At 62.1% G+C, this 18,667-nt stretch carries 18 protein-coding genes; 7 read left to right on the top strand and 11 right to left on the bottom strand.

Annotated elements, in window-relative coordinates; genetic code table 11:
- Positions 1-11: 11 nt before the first annotated feature.
- The 3 genes from HX814_RS18600 to yedA all read right to left on the bottom strand — a co-directional run bounded on the left by HX814_RS18600 (position 12) and on the right by yedA (position 3,017).
- Positions 12-539, bottom strand: a complete 528-nt coding sequence (locus tag HX814_RS18600; protein WP_238544249.1) for a hypothetical protein — start codon at positions 537-539, stop codon at positions 12-14.
- A 195-nt stretch (positions 540-734) separates the two neighbouring features.
- A complete protein-coding gene (locus tag HX814_RS18595) occupies positions 735-2,072 on the bottom strand; it encodes a DEAD/DEAH box helicase (protein WP_003215511.1) in 1,338 nt (445 codons plus the stop codon).
- A gap of 48 nt (positions 2,073-2,120) precedes the next feature.
- Positions 2,121-3,017, bottom strand: coding sequence for a drug/metabolite exporter YedA (gene yedA / locus HX814_RS18590; RefSeq protein ID WP_008436601.1), 897 nt, complete (start codon positions 3,015-3,017; stop codon positions 2,121-2,123).
- Between the two features lie 160 nt (positions 3,018-3,177).
- Here yedA and HX814_RS18585 point away from each other — a divergent pair, with 160 nt between their 5' ends.
- Positions 3,178-3,639: an Lrp/AsnC family transcriptional regulator gene (locus HX814_RS18585; protein WP_003215506.1), complete on the top strand. Its 462-nt coding sequence runs from the start codon at positions 3,178-3,180 to the stop codon at positions 3,637-3,639.
- 406 nt (positions 3,640-4,045) lie between these two features.
- Here the strand turns inward: HX814_RS18585 and HX814_RS18580 are convergent, their stop codons facing one another.
- The 3 genes from HX814_RS18580 to HX814_RS18570 all read right to left on the bottom strand — a co-directional run bounded on the left by HX814_RS18580 (position 4,046) and on the right by HX814_RS18570 (position 6,058).
- On the bottom strand, positions 4,046-4,657 hold the full coding sequence (locus HX814_RS18580; RefSeq protein ID WP_003215504.1) for a PolC-type DNA polymerase III: 612 nt from the start codon (positions 4,655-4,657) through the stop codon (positions 4,046-4,048).
- A gap of 24 nt (positions 4,658-4,681) precedes the next feature.
- Entirely contained in the window at positions 4,682-5,158 is a 477-nt protein-coding gene (locus tag HX814_RS18575) for an NYN domain-containing protein (protein ID WP_003215502.1), read from the bottom strand.
- 129 nt (positions 5,159-5,287) lie between these two features.
- Entirely contained in the window at positions 5,288-6,058 is a 771-nt protein-coding gene (locus HX814_RS18570; RefSeq protein WP_177008844.1) for a DUF2076 domain-containing protein, read from the bottom strand.
- 179 nt (positions 6,059-6,237) lie between these two features.
- Between HX814_RS18570 and HX814_RS18565 the strand changes: the two genes are divergently transcribed.
- Both HX814_RS18565 and HX814_RS18560 read left to right on the top strand, forming a co-directional pair.
- Positions 6,238-6,897 (top strand): YciC family protein, encoded by a 660-nt coding sequence (locus tag HX814_RS18565; RefSeq protein ID WP_003215498.1) that lies wholly within the window; start codon positions 6,238-6,240, stop codon positions 6,895-6,897.
- Between the two features lie 40 nt (positions 6,898-6,937).
- A complete protein-coding gene (locus tag HX814_RS18560) occupies positions 6,938-8,026 on the top strand; it encodes an endonuclease/exonuclease/phosphatase family protein (protein WP_177008845.1) in 1,089 nt (362 codons plus the stop codon).
- A 122-nt stretch (positions 8,027-8,148) separates the two neighbouring features.
- Here the strand turns inward: HX814_RS18560 and hrpB are convergent, their stop codons facing one another.
- Positions 8,149-10,656 (bottom strand): ATP-dependent helicase HrpB, encoded by a 2,508-nt coding sequence (gene hrpB, locus HX814_RS18555; RefSeq protein WP_177008846.1) that lies wholly within the window; start codon positions 10,654-10,656, stop codon positions 8,149-8,151.
- Positions 10,657-10,824: 168 nt separating this feature from the next.
- On the opposite strand from hrpB, the gene HX814_RS18550 reads away from it, so the two are divergent.
- Both HX814_RS18550 and HX814_RS18545 read left to right on the top strand, forming a co-directional pair.
- Entirely contained in the window at positions 10,825-11,244 is a 420-nt protein-coding gene (locus HX814_RS18550; protein ID WP_017476229.1) for a hypothetical protein, read from the top strand.
- Positions 11,245-11,259: 15 nt separating this feature from the next.
- Complete coding sequence (locus tag HX814_RS18545) at positions 11,260-12,153, top strand: cation diffusion facilitator family transporter (protein WP_087693591.1); 894 nt, start codon at positions 11,260-11,262, stop codon at positions 12,151-12,153.
- Here the strand turns inward: HX814_RS18545 and HX814_RS18540 are convergent.
- Positions 12,150-13,271: a DUF6515 family protein gene (locus tag HX814_RS18540; RefSeq protein WP_177008847.1), complete on the bottom strand. Its 1,122-nt coding sequence runs from the start codon at positions 13,269-13,271 to the stop codon at positions 12,150-12,152. The two genes, HX814_RS18545 and HX814_RS18540, sit on opposite strands and share 4 nt — an antisense overlap.
- Positions 13,272-13,685: 414 nt before the next feature.
- Here HX814_RS18540 and HX814_RS18535 point away from each other — a divergent pair, with 414 nt between their 5' ends.
- Both HX814_RS18535 and HX814_RS18530 read left to right on the top strand, forming a co-directional pair.
- The gene (locus HX814_RS18535; RefSeq protein WP_003194418.1) at positions 13,686-14,165 is read left to right on the top strand and encodes an Lrp/AsnC family transcriptional regulator; all 480 of its coding nucleotides are present in this window, start codon (positions 13,686-13,688) and stop codon (positions 14,163-14,165) included.
- A 228-nt stretch (positions 14,166-14,393) separates the two neighbouring features.
- Complete coding sequence (locus tag HX814_RS18530; RefSeq protein ID WP_026077819.1) at positions 14,394-14,603, top strand: DUF2788 domain-containing protein; 210 nt, start codon at positions 14,394-14,396, stop codon at positions 14,601-14,603.
- On the opposite strand, the gene HX814_RS18525 is transcribed toward HX814_RS18530, so the two are convergent.
- The 3 genes from HX814_RS18525 to HX814_RS18515 form a co-directional block, all read right to left on the bottom strand.
- Entirely contained in the window at positions 14,598-15,239 is a 642-nt protein-coding gene (locus HX814_RS18525) for a pseudouridine synthase (protein ID WP_029616066.1), read from the bottom strand. The two genes, HX814_RS18530 and HX814_RS18525, sit on opposite strands and share 6 nt — an antisense overlap.
- A gap of 71 nt (positions 15,240-15,310) precedes the next feature.
- Positions 15,311-16,810 (bottom strand): AMP nucleosidase, encoded by a 1,500-nt coding sequence (gene amn, locus HX814_RS18520; protein ID WP_172834544.1) that lies wholly within the window; start codon positions 16,808-16,810, stop codon positions 15,311-15,313.
- A gap of 160 nt (positions 16,811-16,970) precedes the next feature.
- Positions 16,971-18,623: an acyl-CoA dehydrogenase family protein gene (locus HX814_RS18515; protein ID WP_177008848.1), complete on the bottom strand. Its 1,653-nt coding sequence runs from the start codon at positions 18,621-18,623 to the stop codon at positions 16,971-16,973.
- Between the last annotated feature and the right edge of the window lie 44 nt (positions 18,624-18,667).

Here is an 18,667-nt window from a genome sequence, read left to right as displayed (position 1 = left end):
TTACCTCTGACTCAACTGGCTGTTAGATCGGGATAGGCACGTTTAAAAGCTGTTACTTGCTTCTGCAGGAAAGCATCCTCTTCAGGCAGTAAAATTTTCAGATTTTCTATATAACCTGAATACGCACTGAAGAGTCTGGAAGGATCGCCGTGTTTCAAATCGTTCCATTCCTGCTTGAAGGCGTAGCTGAGTTTCTGGCCCTCTTCCTGACTGGTATAAAGCATATCCTGTAGATACTTATCCAATGGCGCCCTTATCTCAGGACTGATCGAATAATTAGCCTCATACAACGACATCAACTCTCTGAACGAATGGATTGCCTGCCCATACTCGCCGCGCGCCGCATGATCTTCAACCCGGGACCTTAATTCGGCCACACGCAACTCTACCTGCTTGAAAGCTTTCTCGTCAGCGGCCTTGCCTTTCTTGATTTCGCCGTCTACAACAACGCCGCCGATAATGCCCGCCGCCGCCAGGACCGGCAAAACAAAAGGTACTAAAAACACAGCCATATCTACATCTCCATCTAAGTTCGTCATTCAGAAATCAGTTTCTGACTCAACCTCAGTGGAAATGAAGCATTTTAAGTTCCAGCACTTAAACACGGCGACAATTACAAAAAATATCCAAATCACAAGCAATAACTCATCAAGGATGACGAGGCACAACTTGACGCGAGCGGAATTGCTCCGCTCACGATAGTCACTATGCGTTTACTTGATAACCAACAAGCCCTACTTCTTTTTCCGCGGCCCGGTGTTAAACACGGGCACCTTACGCACTGGCTTGATCGAAGGCTCGACCGGCGTCGCCTCCCCGCTGTCCACCCACTTGCCCAGGTTGCGCTTGCCACCACCGCCGCCCGAAGCCTTGGGTTTCTTCGGCTTTTTCGGCTTCTTCACCACCTGACCAGTGGCATCGGTATCCGGCACACGGTGCTCCGGTTCGAAGTCCTGCTCCATCTTCCGGGTCAACGTCTGACGGGTCAGCATCTCGATGGCCGACAGCATGTTCACTTCATCGGCGCACACCAGGGAAATCGCCTCGCCGGTGTTGCCCGCACGACCGGTACGGCCGATGCGGTGGATGTAGTCCTCGGCCACGATCGGCAGGTCAAAGTTGACCACCAGCGGCAAGTCTTCGATATCCAGGCCACGGGCCGCCACGTCGGTGGCCACCAGGATCTGCACGTCACTGCTCTTGAAGCGATCCAGCGCACGCTGGCGCGTGGCTTGTGGCTTGTCGCCGTGAATCCCGTCGGCATTGATGCCCAGGCCCTGGAGTTTTTCCACCAGCGCGTCCACACCGTTACGGGTCTTGGCGAACACCAGCACCTGCTTCCAGCGGCCCTTGCGCATCAGGTGCACAAACAGCTCGGCCTTGCGCTTCTTGTCCACCGGCACCACCCATTGCTTGACGGTGTTGGCAGCGACGTTGCGCGGGCTGACTTCGACGGTCAGCGGGTCGTTGAGCATCTGCCCGGCCAACTGGCGGATCTCGTCGGAGAAGGTTGCGGAGAACAGCAAGGTCTGGCGCTTTTTCGGCAGCATGCGGTAGATGTTCGCCAGTTCTTCGGAGAAGCCCAGGTCGAGCATGCGGTCGGCTTCATCCAGCACCAGGGTTTGCAGCTGGTTGAGCTTCAGCGCGTTCTGGCGGAACAGGTCGATCAGGCGGCCAGGGGTGGCGACCAGCACATCAACGCCTTTGCGCAGCTTCATCATCTGCGGGTTGATGCTCACGCCGCCGTACACGGCGTAAGTGGTCAGCGGCACGTTTTGGGCGTACTCGGCGACGCTCGCATGAACCTGCTCGGCCAGTTCGCGGGTCGGGCACAGGATCAGCGCGCGCACCGAGTTGGCGCTGACTTTCGGCCCTTCCATGGTCAGCAGTTGCAGCAGCGGCACGGCGAAACCGGCGGTCTTGCCGGTGCCGGTCTGGGCCGCAGCCATCAGGTCACGGCCTGCCAGCACCGCCGGAATGGCTTGCGCCTGCACCGGCGTCGGGGTCTGGTAGCCAAGCGTCTCAAGGGCGCGCAGCAAGGGTTCGATCAGGCCAAGTGTGGCGAAAGTCATGGAAATACCGTAGGAAAAAGTCAGCGCAGGGTCGCAATGCGCGGCAGTTTACCTTATTTCCGGTTTTGGCTTTCGCCACTGTGGCAGGCTGATCAGCAGCACCGCGCTGATAATCACCAGCATCGCCAGGGCTTCTTCCGTGCCGATGGTCTCGCCGACAAACACAATCCCGAGCAACACCGCCACCGCCGGGTTGACGTAGGCATAGCTGGTGGCCGCCGCGGGGCGTACGTGCTTGAGCAGGTACATATAGGCATTGAAGGCGATGATCGAGCCGAACACGGTCAAGTACGCCAGGGCCAGCCAGCCTTCCAGCGGCGGCATGGCTTGGAGGTGTTCGCCGCTGACGGCACTGAGCAACAGCAGCACGAAACCTGCGATCAGCATCTCCGCCGCACTGGCCATCGCGCCTTGAGGCAGCGGCAAATGCTTGCTCCACACCGAACCAAAGGCCCAGGCCGCCGCCGCAAAAATCAGCAAGGCCGCACCGGTGGGGCTCGATTGCAGGTTGGAGCCCATATTGAGCATGGCGATACCGATAATCCCCAGCACCACCCCGGCCCATTCCAGACGGGTATTACGCGCGCCCCAGAAATAACCACAGAGCAAGGTGAACAACGGCACCGTCGCCACCGCCAACGCGGCAACCCCGGACGCCACGCCCGTATGTTCTGCCACACTGACCGCACCGTTGCCGAAGGTCAGCAGCAAAATGCCGATCTTCGCGGCAGCCTTCCACTGCACCCAGGTCGGCGCCGGGGCCCCACGCCAGCGCAGGAAGGCATACATCAGCGCGCCCGCCGTCATAAAGCGAATCCCCGCCAGCAACAGCGGCGGCCAGTACTCCACACCAATGCGAATCACCAGGTAGGTAGACCCCCAGATCACGTACAACGCAAAAAAGGCGGCGATCAACGGTAAGGGAAAGCGACGTGGGCCAGGCATTGGGCAGCTCTGTGGCAGGACAAGGGAGCGTTATTTTAGAAATCCCCGGCCTTAAACATAAGTTACAAAACCTGTTTAAAGCGCCAGTACACTTTTCAAAACATGGTTATCAAGGCTATAAACCGTGCTTTCGAAAGCTATGCATTCCCGGAGCCTTATCATGGACAAATACGACCGTATGCTTCTCAGCGCCCTGCTGGAAGACGGCCGCGCGTCCTACGCGCAACTGGCGCGCACCGTGAACCTGTCCGCGCCCGCCGTGGCTGAGCGAGTGGCGAAACTGGAAGCCAGTGGTGTGATTACCGGGTATCAGGCCAAGGTCGACCTGTCGAAGGTGGGGTTGCCGATCCAGTGCGTGATTGAGTTGCGGTTGACCAATCATGGGAGCCAGAAGGTTTACGACGCGCTGTCGGAAATTCCCGAGTTGACTGAATGCCATCGGGTGACGGGCGATCCGTGCGTGATCATGCAGGCGGCGGTGGGCTCGATGCCGGAGCTGGAGAACCTGATCAATCGGGTGGCGAAATTCGGGTTCAGCAAGACCTCGATCATCTTGTCGAGCGCGATAGAGCGGCGGGTGCCGTTGGGGCAGTTGGAGGGGAATGGGAAGAGTGGCAACTGAACACGCCGCTCTGCAGCTCGTTCCCACGCTCTGCGTGGGAACGCATCCGGTGACGCTCTGCGTCACGACTTGAAGAGCGGACGCAGAGCGTCCAGGGCGGCATTCCCACGCGGAGCGTGGGAACGATCGCCATAGTTGACCGAGTTGCTTGAAACACCCGCGCTCAACTGTGTGTGGCTTGCCTGCGATGACGTCAGTAGCTTCACTGATTCGAAGGTGGTGGTGGATCGGTCGCTGGACTGCTTACAGCCTCGATAACACCGCAAAACTAATGTGGGAGCGGGCTTGCTCGCGAATGCGGTGTGTCAGTCAGCGCATGTGTTTGCTGATACTCCGTATTCGCGAGCAAGCCCGCTCCCACATTTGGATCTTCGTCATGTTGAAGATGGAGTTCTGCTCAAGCGACTTAGAACCCGCGATGCTTCTTCAGATGATCATTGATCTTCGCCGCCGGAACCTTCTGCAGGCTGCACAGCAATTCGTGTGACAACTCCCGCAACCCGTGGGTGCGACGCAGTTCCTCGGCCAGATGCGCGGTAAGGTTCGCCGCCATCTCCGCGTCCGCCATCGCCCGGTGAGCCTTGCCGGTGTGGGGCAGTTGGGCAAATGAGGTCAGGGTACCCAGCTTGTGATTCGGCGCCGCCGGCATCAAGCGTCGCGCCAGCAATAGCGAACAGGCAAACTTCTGCAAACGCGTACGCCGGATCAACCCCAGCTCGAAATCCCAGAACTTCTGGTCAAACGCGGCGTTGTGGGCCAGCAGCGGCGTGGTGCCGACAAACTCGTTCACCTCGTTCATCACCCGCTCCGCCGACGGTGCGGTGCGCAGCATGGCGTTGCTGATGCCGGTCAGTTGCTCGATAAACCCCGGCACACGCACACCAGCGTTCATCAGGCTCTGGTAGCGGTCCACGATCTGGCCCTGCTCCAGGATGACCACGGCGATTTCCGTGGCCCGGCAGCTGCTGCTCGGCTGGATGCCGGTGGTTTCAAAGTCGATGACCGCTATACGTTCCAAACCTGTTCCAACTCCGTCAAAAATCTATTTAAGCAGCAACGCGCCTTCAATCGGCACGTAGCGGCTGGCGGCGCGTATCAATGAGTTGGCCGTCAGCCCCGGCACGCCGTAGGCCACGGCTTCGACGCCGTGCTTGCTGATGATGCGGTCCAGCAGCATGTCGAAATCACCGTCGCCGGAGGCCAGCACCACTTCGTCGACATGGGCGGCGGCGTCCATGATGTCGATGGTGATGCCCACGTCCCAGTCGCCCTTGGCCGAGCCGTCGCTGCGCTGGATGTAAGGCTTGAGCTTCACGGTAAAACCCAGGTTGCGCAGGATCTGCTGGAACTGCTGCTGTTTGCTGTCGCCACGGTCGATGGCATAGGCATACGCCTCGACAATCTGCCCGCGCTGGCTGATATCAGCCCACAGGGCGGCGTAGTTGAAGTGACAGCCGTACGCCTGGCGCACGGTGTAGTAGAGGTTTTGTACATCGGCGAACACGGCTATCTTTTTCACCGCAAATCCTCATGACACGCGCATGGACCCCGGACTCAAGGGCCCGGAAAGGTTGCCAGTATGCCAGCCACAAGGGAGTTTCCGAGAAAAATCAGCCCGGGGCGACGAAGCGCCCCGGTTGAGTGTGGGTCAGACGAAGGAATCGTCGTCGCCAAAGGAGGAGGAGTCGTCGGAATAGTCGTTGTCGGCGAAGCTGTCGGAGGCGTTGTCGCTGCCCCAGCTGTCGTTGCCGGCATATTTCTGGTCGTCGTTGCCCCAGTTGCCGTTGTCGCTGGCCGGGGCCGGCTCTTCGCGGATGATCTCTTCAACCACTTGCGGTTGTTGCGAGTTGTGGCTGAACAGGCTGCTGATGCCTTCTGCCAGCATCACACCACCGGCCACGCCAGCTGCGGTTTTCAGGGCGCCGCCGAGGAAACCGCTGCCAATCGGCGCTGCGGGTGCCTGTTGGGGCTGCTGATAGTTCTGCTGGGGAGCACCGTAATTCTGCTGCGGCGCAGGTTGCCCGCCAAACGACGGACGCGCTGGTTCACGCCAGCCACCGCCCGACGACGCCGGTGCGCTCTGGGTCGGCTGCGGGTCACGGGAACCGCCGCCGAAAATGCTCGACAGGAAACCGCCACTGCTCGGTGCAGGCTGCGCCGCCTGGGACCTGGCCTGTTGCAGTTGGTCCTGCAACTCCTGGATCTGCTGGGCCTGCTGCTTGTTCTGCGCATCGAGGCTCTTGATCGCGTGCTCTTGCACCAGAATCGACTGGGTCATGTAGTACGCAGCGACCGGTTGGCGAGTGACGTGTTCCTTGATCCGCGCTTCAGCCTGGGCGTCGCGGGGGGCTGAGTCCGTTTCGGCTTGCTGCAACCGTGAAAACAGTCCGTCGATCAGGGTTTGTTCTTCGCTGTTCATGGCGACCTCGTTAGATTGCCGGTAGAAATCTTCGCCTTGCGCACGATGTGCAAGGTACAACCCAGTTATGGGGCTGTTGCTGATTGTTTCAATGGTCTTTACGCAAGGTTTACGTTTGCTTGCATCTGCTCTTGATCGGTTAAAGTAACGCCCTTGCTTTTCGGCCTGTGAAGACCCTGATGAATCCGTTAGACGTATTGCGCGACTCCTTCTTCTTTTTCAAGCGCAACCTGGGCGCCATCGTGCAGTTGTGCCTGCCACTGGTGATCCTCGAAGCCCTGCTGCAACAGGTGCTCGACCACACGCTCGGCCCAGACGCGTTTCCCGGTTACAGCGTGGTGATCGGGCTGCTGGTGTACCCGCTGTACACCGGCGCACTGATCCTGTTCCTCGACGCCCGCACCCGGGGTGAATCGCCGCGCACCCTGGATGTGCTGGCCATGGCCCTGACCCTGTGGCCGCGCTTTGCCCTGCTGACGGCAATCAGCACGCTGCTGATCCTGCTGGGCCTGTCGCTGTATTTCCTGCCCGGCCTGTGGCTGATGGTGGTGCTGGCTTTCGCCGAATACCTGCTGGTGCTGCGGGGCATGTCGGCGCTGTCGGCCATGAAGGAAAGCCTGCGCCTGACCCGTGGGCATTTCTGGCGGATCCTGGTGTGCCTGCTGTGCGTGATGACCCCGCTGTGGTTGCTCAAGGGCGCCAGCGTGGCCGTCTATCCGGACCCGAACCCGCTGCTGGGCCTGCTGATCGACAGCGCACAAAGCTTCCTGCAACTGTTCACCAGCGTGGTGTTGTTCCGCCTGTTCATGTTGATTGGTGGCGACGCCGACGCGCGGTGATATGCTCCGGGCCTGTCCTGCAACGCCATAAGCCGAGCCGATGACCCGACTACTGCGCATTACCTTGCTGGGCCTGCTGATCCTCGCGGCCCTGCTGACCGGCTTGATCTACAGCCTGACCTGGCGCCCTGCCGACAAGGAAACCCTGCCCATCCGCTGCGTCGCGCCCCGTGCGCCGACCCTGCTGCCTGGGCAGGCGCTAAAGGTCATGACCTGGAACGTGCAGTACCTGGCGGGCAAGAACTACGTGTTCTGGTACGACACCTCGGACGGCAGCGGCCCGGACGACCGCCCGACCGTTGAAGACATGGCTTCAAGCCTCGACGAAGTGGCGCGGGTGATCCGCGACGAGCAGCCCGACATCCTGCTGTTGCAGGAAGTCGACGAAGGCGCCAAGCCTTCCAGCTACCAGGACCAACTGGCCTTGCTCCAGGAGCGCCTGGCCGACCTCTACCCGTGCAGCGCCCAGGCCTTCGACTGGAAAGCCGACTTCGTGCCCGACCTGCATATCTTCGGCAGCGTCGGCCGCAAGCTGGTGACCATGAGCCGCTACCAGATCGAACACGCCGAGCGCCTGCAATTGCCGGTGGCACGCGCCAACCTGATCAGCCGTCAGTTCCAGCCCAAGCCCGCGTTATTGCTGACCTACCTGCCGTTGAGCGATGGCGGCCAGTTGGCCGTGCTCAATACTCGCCTGGACGGCGCGGCCCCCGGGCACAACGCCGTGCTGGAACAGGTGCAGGCGACCGTCAAGCTGGTGGATAAATTCGAGAGCCGCGGCACGCCATGGCTGATGGGTGGGGATTTCAACCTGTTGCCGCTCGGGCAATTCCTGCGCCTGGACCCCGACAAGCGCGGGCAATACTCGCCGGACAGTGAGCTGCACCTGCTGTGGGAAAAGTACCCGATGATCCCGAGCAACAGCCAATCCAGCGGGATTGACCGGGACAAGTGGCTGACGTATTTCCCGAATGACCCAACCGTAGAGGGGCCGGATCGTACGCTGGATTACCTGTTCCACAGCTCGCGCATCAAGAAGGTTGAGAGCAAGGTGCGCCAGAGCGATACGGTGCGTATCTCCAATCATTTGCCGGTGATTGCGCGGTTCCTGTTGCCCGCCGCGCAGTAAGCCACGCGGCAAAACAGTGTGGGAGCCGGGCTTGCCCGCGATGCAGGCACCTCGGTCTATCCGACAGACCGAGGTGATGCCATCGCAGGCAAGCCAGCTCCCACATTAGATCTGCGATGTACTTACTTTCTCGGCTTGATCCGGGCAGTCGGTTCAGCAATCAACGGATCATCCGGCCAGTAATGCTTCGGATACCGCCCCTTCAAATCCTTCTTCACCTCGGCGTAAGTACTGCGCCAGAAGTTCGCCAGGTCCTGCGTCACCTGCACGGGCCGTCTGGCCGGCGACAACAGGTGCAGCTTGACCACCTGCCGCCCGCCGGCGATCCGCGGCGTATCCGCCAGCCCGAACAATTCCTGCAAGCGCACCGCCAGAATCGGCGGCTGCTCGCTGTAGTCCAGCCGCACCGACGAGCCCGACGGCACCTTCAGATGGTGCGGCGCCAGCTCGTCCAACCGCGCCGGCAACGGCCACGGCAGCAGGTTATGCAGGAAGCTGGAAATATCCAGATTGGCGAAATGGCTCAGGCGCGACACCTTGCCCAGGTACGGCATCAACCAGTGTTCCAGGCTGGCAAGCAAGGCGCTGTCGCTGACATCCGGCCATTCACTGGCCTTGCCGCTATCCAGACCACGCAGCAGCATCACCCGCGCCTGCCATTGGCGCAGCTCCGGGGTCCAGGGCAGCAGTTCCAGGCCTTTGCGCCGCACCAGGTTGACCAGCGCCTGGCTGCGGGCGGATTCGTCGAGGCCGGTCAGCGGCTCGCGGCTGAGCACCAGTTCGCCGACCTTGCGCTGGCGTTCGGCCCGCAGCACGCCTTCGCGCTCATCCCAGTCAAGCTGGTCGACATTACGCACCTGCTCGGCCAACACCGAGTCGAACAGCGCCGGATCAAAATCCGCCGCGAGGTAAATCCGTTCTTCACGCTGGCCCTGGCGGCTGCCCAGATCGGCGATCACCAGCCAGGGTTGCTTCATCAGGCTGTCGGCTTCGGCGAACAACGCGGCACGGCCGTTGGCGAGGCGGTATTCGGCACCGCCCGCCCGCCGTTGCTGGGCGACGCGGTCCGGGTAGGCCAGCGCCAGCAACGCGCCGAGCCAGCGCGGATGATCGGGATCAGCCACCGGCTGCTCTGCCTTGCCTCTTAAATAGCCACGGTATTGCCGCGCCAGTTGGCGGGCACGCTGCACACCGCCCTGGGTGCCACGGGCCTTTTCTTCACCGGATAACAGGGCCAGGCGGCTGTGCAAATCCGCACCGGCACCACGCAGGATATCGCGCTCACCCAACAGTGCCGCCACGTCACAGGCCATGCTCGCCAGGCCCAGATCCTGACCACGCAGCAGCAAATGAGCGATTCGCGGGTGCGCCGGCAACCCGGCCATTTTCTGGCCGTGGGCGGTCAGCTTGGTATCGCTCAACGCTCCGAGGCGCTCGAGCAAATCCTGGGCCTGTGCATAAGCCGCGGTGGGCGGAACGTCGAGCCATACCAACTGAGTAGGCGCCACGCCCCAGCGGCCCAATTGCAGGGCCAAACCGGAAAGATCCGCCGAGAGAATTTCCGCACTGGAATACGCCGCCAGCCCTTCATGTTGGTCTTCGGACCACAACCGATAACACACCCCCGGCTCCAGGCGCCCTGCCCGGCCGGCACGCTGGGTGGCGCTGGCGCGGGAGATGCGCTGGGTGTCGAGACGGGTCATGCCGCTGCCCGGGTCGAAACGCGGGACCCGCGCCAACCCGGCGTCGATCACCACGCGCACGCCGTTGATGGTCAGGCTGGTCTCGGCAATGTTGGTGGCCAGCACCACTTTGCGCTTGCCGGCGGGCGCCGGGTCGATGGCGGCGCGCTGGGCGGCCAGGTCCAGTTCGCCGTGCAGCGGGCATAGCAGCACATCGGGGTTATCGCCCAGCGCGTCAGCCAATTGCTGATTAACCCGACGAATCTCGGCCTGCCCCGGCAGGAACACCAGCACGCTGCCGGCTTCATCATGCAGGGCTTCAAGGATGGTCTGCACCAACCGTGGCTCGATAAATTCGCCGGGCTGGAATGGCCGGCCCCAGCGCATCTGCACCGGGTACATGCGCCCTTCGCTGCGCAGGATCGGCGCGTCGTCCAGCAACCCGGCCAGGCGTTCGCCTTCCAGGGTGGCGGACATCAGCAGGATCTTCAGTGGCTGCTCGTCGCGAAACAGGTCTCGACCATTGAGACTAAGGGCCAGCGCCAGATCGGCGTCCAGGCTGCGTTCGTGGAACTCGTCGAAGATCAACAAACCCACGCCGTCCAGCGCCGGGTCATCCTGCAAGCGACGGGTGAGGATGCCTTCGGTGACCACTTCGATGCGGGTGTTGGGGCCGACCTTACTGTCCAGGCGAATGCGGTAGCCAACGGTTTCGCCGACCTTTTCCCCCAACTCGCTGGCCAGCCTTTCTGCCGCTGCACGGGCGGCCAGGCGGCGGGGCTCGAGCATCAGGATGGTTTGCCCGGCCAGCCAGGGTTCATTCAACAGCGCCAATGGCACCCGTGTGGTTTTACCGGCGCCGGGCGGTGCTTCGAGCACGGCTTCATGGCGCGTCGCCAGGGCGTCACGCAGGGCGGGTAAAACATCATCGATTGGCAACGAATTCATACTGGCTCCAAAGCAGAGCGGCGAGTATAACGGCGAACTGCCGGGTGTCGGTGATGGTCTCAACGACACGGCCCCGTACTGACTGGAATGCGGCCAGCTCCCACACTTGATCATCGTCGCCTTGTAGACTGGCTTATAGTCACTTTCATTATGTTCAAGGAGAGTCCCATGCGTGTTGCTTCCCGTGTCATCGGCGGTGTTCTGGCCGTCACCCTGCTGAGCCAGTTGACGGCCTGCGGCTCGATTTTCTACCCCGACCGCCGGGGCCAGATCGACGGCAAGATCGACCCGGCAATTGCCGTGCTCGATGCGGTCGGCCTGCTGTTCTACGTGATCCCGGGCCTGATCGCCTTTGGTGTCGACTTCGCCACCGGCGCGATCTACTTCGAGCCGGGCAAAACCGCCCAGGTAGCTCCGGAAAAACTCCAGCAAGCCATCGGCGCCGACGGCAAGGTCGACAACGCCAAGCTGCAAACCATCATCCAGAAAGAAACTGGGCATAACCTGCCGCTGGACGACCCGCGCATGATCCAGTTCAAGGGCAGCGTGCAACAACTCGCCACCCTGGGCCTGCAACCCGCCGCTTAAGGACTGACCCGCCCCATGACCACCAGTCCCGAACACGCCCGGCTGTTGCGCCTGGCCACCCGCGCTTCCGTCGGCGTGGCCTGTGTGCTGATTGTGACCAAGGCCATCGCCTGGTGGCTCAGCGGCTCGGTGAGCATGCTCGCCGGGTTGACCGACTCGCTGCTCGACGGCGTTACCTCGTTGCTCAACTTGCTGGCCGTGCACTACGCGTTGCGCCCGGCGGATGACGATCACCGGTATGGCCACGGCAAGGCGGAATCCCTGTCGGGCATGGCCCAGGCGCTGTTCATCGCCGGCAGTGCGGTGTTGATCGCCTTCCAGGCGTTCCAGCGTTTGCAGCATCCGGAACCTGTGGGCGCGCCATGGCTGAGTATTGGCGTGATCGTTCTGTCCCTGGCGTTGACGGCGGCGCTGCTGATCCTGCAATACCGGGTGATCCGCGAAACCGGCTCCAACGCGATCCGCGCCGACTCGCTGCACTATCGCTCAGACATGATGCTCAACGGCAGCATCCTGGTGGCGTTGGTGCTGGCGGCGTTTGGTTTTCATCAGGTGGACGCCTGGTTCGGCCTGGGCATCGCGGCCTACATTTTGTGGAGCGCCATCCAGATCGCCCGGGAAAGTTTTTCGGTGCTGATGGACGAGGAACTGCCGCCGGATGTCAGCCAGCACATGCTGGAACTGGCCTGCAGTGTGCCCGGTGTACTCGGTGCACATGACTTGCGCACGCGGATTTCCGGCAGCCACTGGTTTGTGCAGTTGCACCTGGAGTTACCGGGGGAATTGAGTCTGTCGGTGGCCCATGGCATCAGCGACCAGGCCGCCGATGCCATCCACAACGCCTACCCGCGAGCCGAAGTGCTGGTGCACGCCGACCCGCAGGAAGTGGTCAAGGGCGCGAAGGCCTAGTACTGCACCTGATACCCGCGACTGCTCAGGCAGTTGCCCTGGGCCTGGCGGTAGGTTTGCACCACGGCCGGGTCGGGGGCGTAGGTGACGGTCCTTGGGTCAAAGCCACTTTGCTGCACCGCCCAGCGATAGCAGTCGTAACCGTCCTGCTGGACCTGCGCCGGTGACTGGCCGTTGGCCGGGTAAGCCACCACGTCATAACCATTGCCCTGGGGCACGGGTTGCGGCGCTGGCGCGGCGGGTGGCGGCTGCACCACAACGTACTGCTGGCTGCTTTCTTCGTAGGTGTAATAGGCACCGGCGGCGAGGAAGAACAGCGCACTGCCCACCCACACTTCCCGCGCGTAGTCGGGCAGGTATTGCACGCGAATCCCGTAAGGCGGCGTCACGACGACATAGCGCGGGCCTTGTGGGCGATACCAGTAGCCACCCGAGAAGAAGTAGTCCTGGCCGCGATACGGCACGCGGTAATTGCGGTCGGGGAAGCGGTCGATGATGTAACCCGGACGGTATTGCGGGCCTGGGCCCCAGCCATTGCCGTGCCCGTCGGGGCGACCTGGCCAGCGGTGATCGTTAGGGTGGTTATTGCCACCGCCGTTACCGCCGTTGAAACCGGGACGACCCGGGCCACCATTGCCGGCTTGCCAATGCTGGTTGCCGTCGTTGCGACGCGGAATGTCCTGGTAATTGCCGGGGCGCGGTTCCTGGGTCTGGCGCACGGTGTCCGGGCGCCCCTGGATCGGCAGGTTATTGGCTGGCTGGGGCGCCGGGTGCGGCGGTTGCTGCTGTTGGTTGCCCTGAGGACGACCTTGCCACTGGCCACCCCCGTTCGGGCGCTCGACATTCTGGTTCTGCGGCCGTGGCTGATTGTTTTCGAAATGCTGATTCTGCGGACGCGGCTGATTGTTCTCGGGCCGAGGGGCTTCAGGACGCGGTTGATTATTTTGTGGTCGCGGTTGGTTGTTCTGCGGCCGAGGCTGATTATTGCCTGGATGCCCTTCCGGGCCTCTTTCATGCTGACCACCGCCTTCCTGGCGTGGCGGGTCGTCGGCCATCACTTGCGCACCAACGCTCATCATCAGCAAACCAACACCTGCCAAACGCCAGATGCGCTTCATGCTATTCCTCACTGCGGATTAGGGCCTACACGTAAGACTGGAAAACCGGGGCCCGGTTCTGCGAGAGGTTATCAGTCACGAGAAGTATTTTCGCAGGCAATAAAAAGGGGCGACCCGTCGGTCGCCCCTTGAGAACTTCGTCCTGGCTCAACGCTTTTGACGTTGGCTCACCTCACGCCGTCTTGTGGACAGTGTGCAGCCCGGGGGCCGGGGCAACCCTGTGGGGTTGGCGGCCGCAGCCGGCCTTATTGGCGGGCTGCAGTGGACTGTATGTCCGGGCAGTGATTCTGTTGATAACTCTACGCCTCGGCCTCGGGCAGATGATTGCGAAGATTGCGTCAATAAACAGTGCTTGCGCAATTTTTAACCCTGGATAGATAATTCACCGCAATAGTTACGACAAAGGCCAGCCCCATGAGCAAACTTGACCGATACGACCTGAGTATTTTGGCGGAATTGCAGCGCGACGCGAGGATCTCCAACCAGGAGTTGGCCGAGCGCATCGGCCTGTCGCCTTCGCCGTGCTCACGCCGGGTCAAGCAACTCGAAGACGACGGCTACATCGCCCGCCAGGTCGCCTTGCTCGACCGCAAGATGCTCGGCCTGAGTCTCACGGCCTACGTGCTGATCGGCATGGACCGACACACCCCCGAACGTTTCGAGAACTTCGAAGCGGCCATCCGCACCTTGCCGCAAGTACTGGAATGCAGCCTGGTGACCGGGATGGACGCCGACTATCAGCTGAAAGTGGTGGTGCCAGACATGGATCACTACCAGAAGTTGCTGCTGGGCCACCTGACCCGCATCGAAGGCGTCACCAGCGTGCGTTCAAGCTTTGTGCTGAACCAGGTGCTCAACAGCACCGAGCTGCCGCTGACCCACCTGCGCACTTAAGACCAGCGCGGAACAAATGTGGGAGCGGGCTTGCTCGCGAATGCGGTGTGCCAGGCACCGAATGTGCTGACTGATCCACCGCATTCGCGAGCAAGCCCGCTCCCACATTTTGACTGTGTTCCCGCAGGGTGGTAAGTCTGCGGCAGACCGACGCAGGTCAATGTCGCGCCGATTGCCCTGGCGTATAATCGGCGCCCTGCCCCAGCCGGAAACGACCCGATGAACTCGATTGATCCCGCCGTGTTTGAAGAATGGATGATGACCGGCCTGGTCAGCATCCTGATCATTTTCATGGGCTTTATCGTCTGGGACCTGGCGAAGAAATCCAAGGCCGGGCGCTTTGGCTCGATGATCCTGTTCTTCGTGCTGGGCCTGGGCGTTGCCGCGTTCATCATCAAAAGCGTGGTGATCGGCCTGATCGAGTCCGGCGCCTTATAAGCGCGCCGGCACTTCTTTCCATTGGCCTTGGTCCAGGCCGTCGATCGACCAGTCACCAATCCGCACCCGCACCAGACGCAGCGTCGGCAACCCCACTGCCGCCGTCATGCGCCGCACCTGGCGGTTACGCCCTTCACGAATCACCAACTCCAGCCAATGGGTCGGCACGCTCTTGCGAAACCGCACCGGCGGGTTGCGTGGCCACAGTTGTGGCTCGTCCAGTTGCCGGGCTTCGGCGGGCAGGGTCATGCCGTCGTTGAGCTCCACACCGTCGCGCAGGCGTTGCAGCTGTTCCTCGGTCGGTTCGCCTTCCACCTGCACCCAATAGGTTTTCGCCAGCTTGTGCTTGGGGTCCGCGATGCGCGCCTGCAATTGGCCGTCGTTGGTCAGCAGCAACAGGCCTTCACTGTCACGGTCCAGGCGCCCGGCCGGGTAAATGCCGGGGATGTCGATGAAATCCTTGAGGGTCGCCCGCCCGCCTTCATCGCTGAACTGGGTCAGCACATCGAAGGGTTTATTGAACAGGATCAACTTGGGCTCGGCCGGTGGCGCCTTGGCGACACGACGCGGGGCTGACGAAGTTTGCGGACTTTTCACACCGGGGCGGCGGGAAACAGGACGGGCAGGACGGGACATGGCAAAGGAACATCTAACGGTCAGGACCGACAATGCTAGTGGCCTGACCGTTAAATAACCATCCCAACCGTTTAGCGGAACGGCGGCTCGTCGAAGCTGCGCAGTTTGCGCGAGTGCAGCGAGTTGAGTTCGGTGCGCAACAGATCCACCGCCTCGATGCCGATCTTCAAGTGCTGGCTGACCGCACGCTCATAGAACGCGTTGGCCGATCCCGGCAGCTTGATCTCGCTGTGCAGCGGTTTATCCGAGACACACAGCAACGTGCCGTACGGCACCCGCAGGCGGTAGCCCTGGGCGGCGATGGTACCGCTTTCCATGTCCACGGCCACGGCGCGGGACAGGTTGATCAGCGGACGTTCCTGGGCCCAGCGCAGCTCCCAGTTGCGGTCGTCGTAGGTCAGCACGGTGCCGGTGCGCAGGCGCTTTTTCAGCTCCTCGCCCTTCTCGCCGGTGACGTTGGCCGCGGCTTGCTGCAAGGCCATCTGCACTTCGGCCAGGGCCGGGATCGGAATGTTCGGCGGCACTACCCGGTCGAGAATCCCGTCGCGACGCATATAGGCGTGAGCCAGCACGTAGTCACCGATGGTCTGGGATTGGCGCAGCCCGCCGCAGTGACCAATCATCAGCCAGCAATGCGGACGCAATACGGCGAGGTGGTCGGTGATGTTCTTGGCATTGGACGGGCCGACGCCGATGTTCACCAGGGTCACACCATGGCCGTCGCTCGCCTGCAAGTGGTAGGCCGGCATCTGATAACGGTGCCAGACCACGCCGGCAGCAATGGCAGACGCTTCGCCGTGGTCCATGCTCTTGTCGATGATCACATTGCCCGGCAGCACCATGCGGATAAAGCGCGGGTCGCTGCGCAACTGTTCCAGGCCATGCACGATGAACTGGTCAACGTAGCGGTGGTAGTTGGTCAGCAAAATCCACGGCTGCACATGGCGCCAGTCGCTGCCGGTGTAGTGCACCAGGCGGCGCAGGGAGAAGTCGACGCGGGCGGCATCGAACAACGCCAATGGCAGCGGGTCGGTGTTTTCCCAGTCGTACAGGCCGTCGGCGATGCCATCGGTGGCGGCAGACAGGTCGGTACTCGGGAACACCCGCGCCAGCGTGGCGGCAGTTACACCGGAGCCGGCCAGTTCGTCACCCTGCTCCACCACGTACGGGTAGGGAATGTTCTGCTGGCTGACGCCCACTTCCACCGTCACGGTGAAGTCGTGCATCAACGGCACCAGTTGCTCCAGCAGGTATTTGCGGAAGGCCGACGGATGGGTGACGGTGACGCTGTAGGTCCCCGGCAACTGAACCTTGGCATACGCCCGGGTGGTCTGTGGGACTTCGCCCTGCACCAGGTAGGTCAGGCGCAGTTCCGGGTAGCGAAACATCGCACGTTGTTCAGCGTCGGGTTCGACGCGGTCTTTGAGGTAGCGCTTGAGGGCTTGATTGAGCGCGCCGGTAGCACGCTCATGGAGAGCCGCCAGCCGATCCACGGCTTCTTCGGCGGTTTGAACGACAACAAAAGCTTCGGTCACGGTAAGCATCCTGTGTTCTGACTTGCAGGCCTTCATCTTGCCTGTATCCCTGGCGCACTGGAACACCGGAATTGGAATGCGATCAATAATGTGGGAGCGGGGTTGCTCGCGAAAGCGCTAGGTCAGTCAGCACATGTATTGGCTGATCCACCGCCTTCGCGAGCAAGCCCGCTCCCACATTTTTGCCCGCATTCATTCAGAGGATTTGAGGTGTCGACCGGGCGACGATGGCCTCCACATCCACACCGCGCGGCAAGGTGCCATAGACCCGGCCCGACGACTCACCCAGTCGGCTGGCGATAAAGCCATCACTCACACTGGCATTGCCCGCCTCCAGCAGCAGCTTGGCCTGCAACGCCACCGCAATGTCCTCGGTCAATTGCCGGGCACGGTATTGGATGTCCTGGGTGTCCATGAACGCCGACTTCAACTGCTCGATATGCCGCGCCAGGTGCTTGTGGCCATGACCATCCCCCAGCTCGACAAACAGCGCCTCCAATACGCCCGGTTCTTTGGACAGGGCCCGCAGCACATCCAGGCACTGCACATTGCCGGAACCTTCCCACGTCGAGTTGACCGGCGCCTCACGGTACAAGCGCGGCAGGATACTGTCCTCGACATACCCCGCACCGCCCATGCACTCGGCGGCTTCGTTGATCATCGCGGGCGCGCGCTTGCAGATCCAGTACTTGCCCACCGCCGTCACCAGCCGGGCGAATTTGGCTTCCTGTTCGTTATCCAGATGGTCCAGCGCGCGCCCCATGCGCATGCTCAAGGCCAGGGACGCCTCGCTTTCCAGGGCCAGGTCGGCCAGTACGTTCTGCATCAACGGTTGCTCGCTGAGCACCCGGCCACCTACCAGGCGGTGAGCGCAATGATGGCTGGCCTGGGTCAGCGCCTGGCGCATCAGGGCGCTGGAGCCGACCATGCAATCGAAGCGGGTCATCGCCACCATCTCGATGATGGTCGGTACGCCGCGCCCTTCTTCGCCGATCATCCAGGCCAGCGCGCCACGAAACTCCACTTCGCTGGAAGCGTTGGAGCAGTTGCCGAGCTTGTTTTTCAGGCGCTGGATGTAGAACTCGTTGCGGGTGTCATCCGGGCGGTGCCGGGGCAGCAGGAAACAGGTCAGGCCCTTGTCGGTCTGGGCCAGGGTGAGGAAGCCATCGCACATCGGCGCGGAGCAGAACCACTTGTGCCCCACCAGCTCATACGCCTGGCCCGGGCCGCCGGCGCCCACCGGGTAAGCGCGGGTGGTGTTGGCGCGCACGTCGGTGCCACCCTGTTTCTCGGTCATGGCCATGCCGATGGTGGCGCCGGCCTTGTGGGCGATGCCGACGTTGCGCGGGTCGTATTCGGTGGCGAGGATTTTCGGCAGCCAGGTTTCAGCCAGGTCTGGCTGCAGGCGCAGGGCCGGGACGCAGGCGAACGTCATGGTCAGCGGGCAGCCGGTGCCGGCTTCGGCCTGGCTGTGCAGGTAGGTCATCGCCGCGCGGGCCACATGGGCGCCGGATTGCGGATGGGCCCACGGCAACGACGGCAGGCCGTGTTCGACGGCGGTGCGCATCAGCTCGTGGTAGGCCGGATGAAACTCCACCAGGTCGATGCGATGGCCAAACCGGTCATGGCTGTTGAACACCGGTTTGTTCTGGTTAGCCAGGAACCCGGCTTCCATCAGCGGCCCGCCCGCCAGCGCACCATAGGTGTCGATGCGCTGCTCGGCCCAGCCGGCGCCGAAGCGCCGGGACCAGTCTTGCAGCGGCAAGTCGATACGGTACAGGTTGGTGCCGTCCAGGGACGGTGGCTGGTTGGTGACGTCGTGGGTTTCGGCGAACTGGTGCAGGTGCATGACGGGCCTCCTGAAAAAAGGCCACGTTCATTGAGGCCTGAATT

Source organism: Pseudomonas sp. C8002 (genome assembly GCF_013385765.1).
Classification (GTDB): domain Bacteria; phylum Pseudomonadota; class Gammaproteobacteria; order Pseudomonadales; family Pseudomonadaceae; genus Aquipseudomonas.
This window is presented reverse-complemented; position numbering and strand designations above follow the sequence as displayed.

What these genes read in the sequence shown, in the direction of transcription:
- HX814_RS18560 (WP_177008845.1), top strand. Translation starts at nt 6,938, where the DNA reads ATGACCCGACTACTGCGCATTACCTTGCTGGGCCTGCTGATCCTCGCG.
- HX814_RS18585 (WP_003215506.1), top strand. Translation starts at nt 3,178, where the DNA reads ATGGACAAATACGACCGTATGCTTCTCAGCGCCCTGCTGGAAGACGGC.
- HX814_RS18550 (WP_017476229.1), top strand. Translation starts at nt 10,825, where the DNA reads ATGCGTGTTGCTTCCCGTGTCATCGGCGGTGTTCTGGCCGTCACCCTG.
- HX814_RS18600 (WP_238544249.1), bottom strand. Translation starts at nt 539, where the DNA reads ATGACGAACTTAGATGGAGATGTAGATATGGCTGTGTTTTTAGTACCT.
- HX814_RS18515 (WP_177008848.1), bottom strand. Translation starts at nt 18,623, where the DNA reads ATGCACCTGCACCAGTTCGCCGAAACCCACGACGTCACCAACCAGCCA.
- yedA (WP_008436601.1), bottom strand. Translation starts at nt 3,017, where the DNA reads ATGCCTGGCCCACGTCGCTTTCCCTTACCGTTGATCGCCGCCTTTTTT.
- HX814_RS18545 (WP_087693591.1), top strand. Translation starts at nt 11,260, where the DNA reads ATGACCACCAGTCCCGAACACGCCCGGCTGTTGCGCCTGGCCACCCGC.
- hrpB (WP_177008846.1), bottom strand. Translation starts at nt 10,656, where the DNA reads ATGAATTCGTTGCCAATCGATGATGTTTTACCCGCCCTGCGTGACGCC.
- HX814_RS18570 (WP_177008844.1), bottom strand. Translation starts at nt 6,058, where the DNA reads ATGAACAGCGAAGAACAAACCCTGATCGACGGACTGTTTTCACGGTTG.
- HX814_RS18525 (WP_029616066.1), bottom strand. Translation starts at nt 15,239, where the DNA reads ATGTCCCGTCCTGCCCGTCCTGTTTCCCGCCGCCCCGGTGTGAAAAGT.
- HX814_RS18540 (WP_177008847.1), bottom strand. Translation starts at nt 13,271, where the DNA reads ATGAAGCGCATCTGGCGTTTGGCAGGTGTTGGTTTGCTGATGATGAGC.
- HX814_RS18595 (WP_003215511.1), bottom strand. Translation starts at nt 2,072, where the DNA reads ATGACTTTCGCCACACTTGGCCTGATCGAACCCTTGCTGCGCGCCCTT.
- HX814_RS18535 (WP_003194418.1), top strand. Translation starts at nt 13,686, where the DNA reads ATGAGCAAACTTGACCGATACGACCTGAGTATTTTGGCGGAATTGCAG.
- HX814_RS18565 (WP_003215498.1), top strand. Translation starts at nt 6,238, where the DNA reads ATGAATCCGTTAGACGTATTGCGCGACTCCTTCTTCTTTTTCAAGCGC.
- amn (WP_172834544.1), bottom strand. Translation starts at nt 16,810, where the DNA reads ATGAAGGCCTGCAAGTCAGAACACAGGATGCTTACCGTGACCGAAGCT.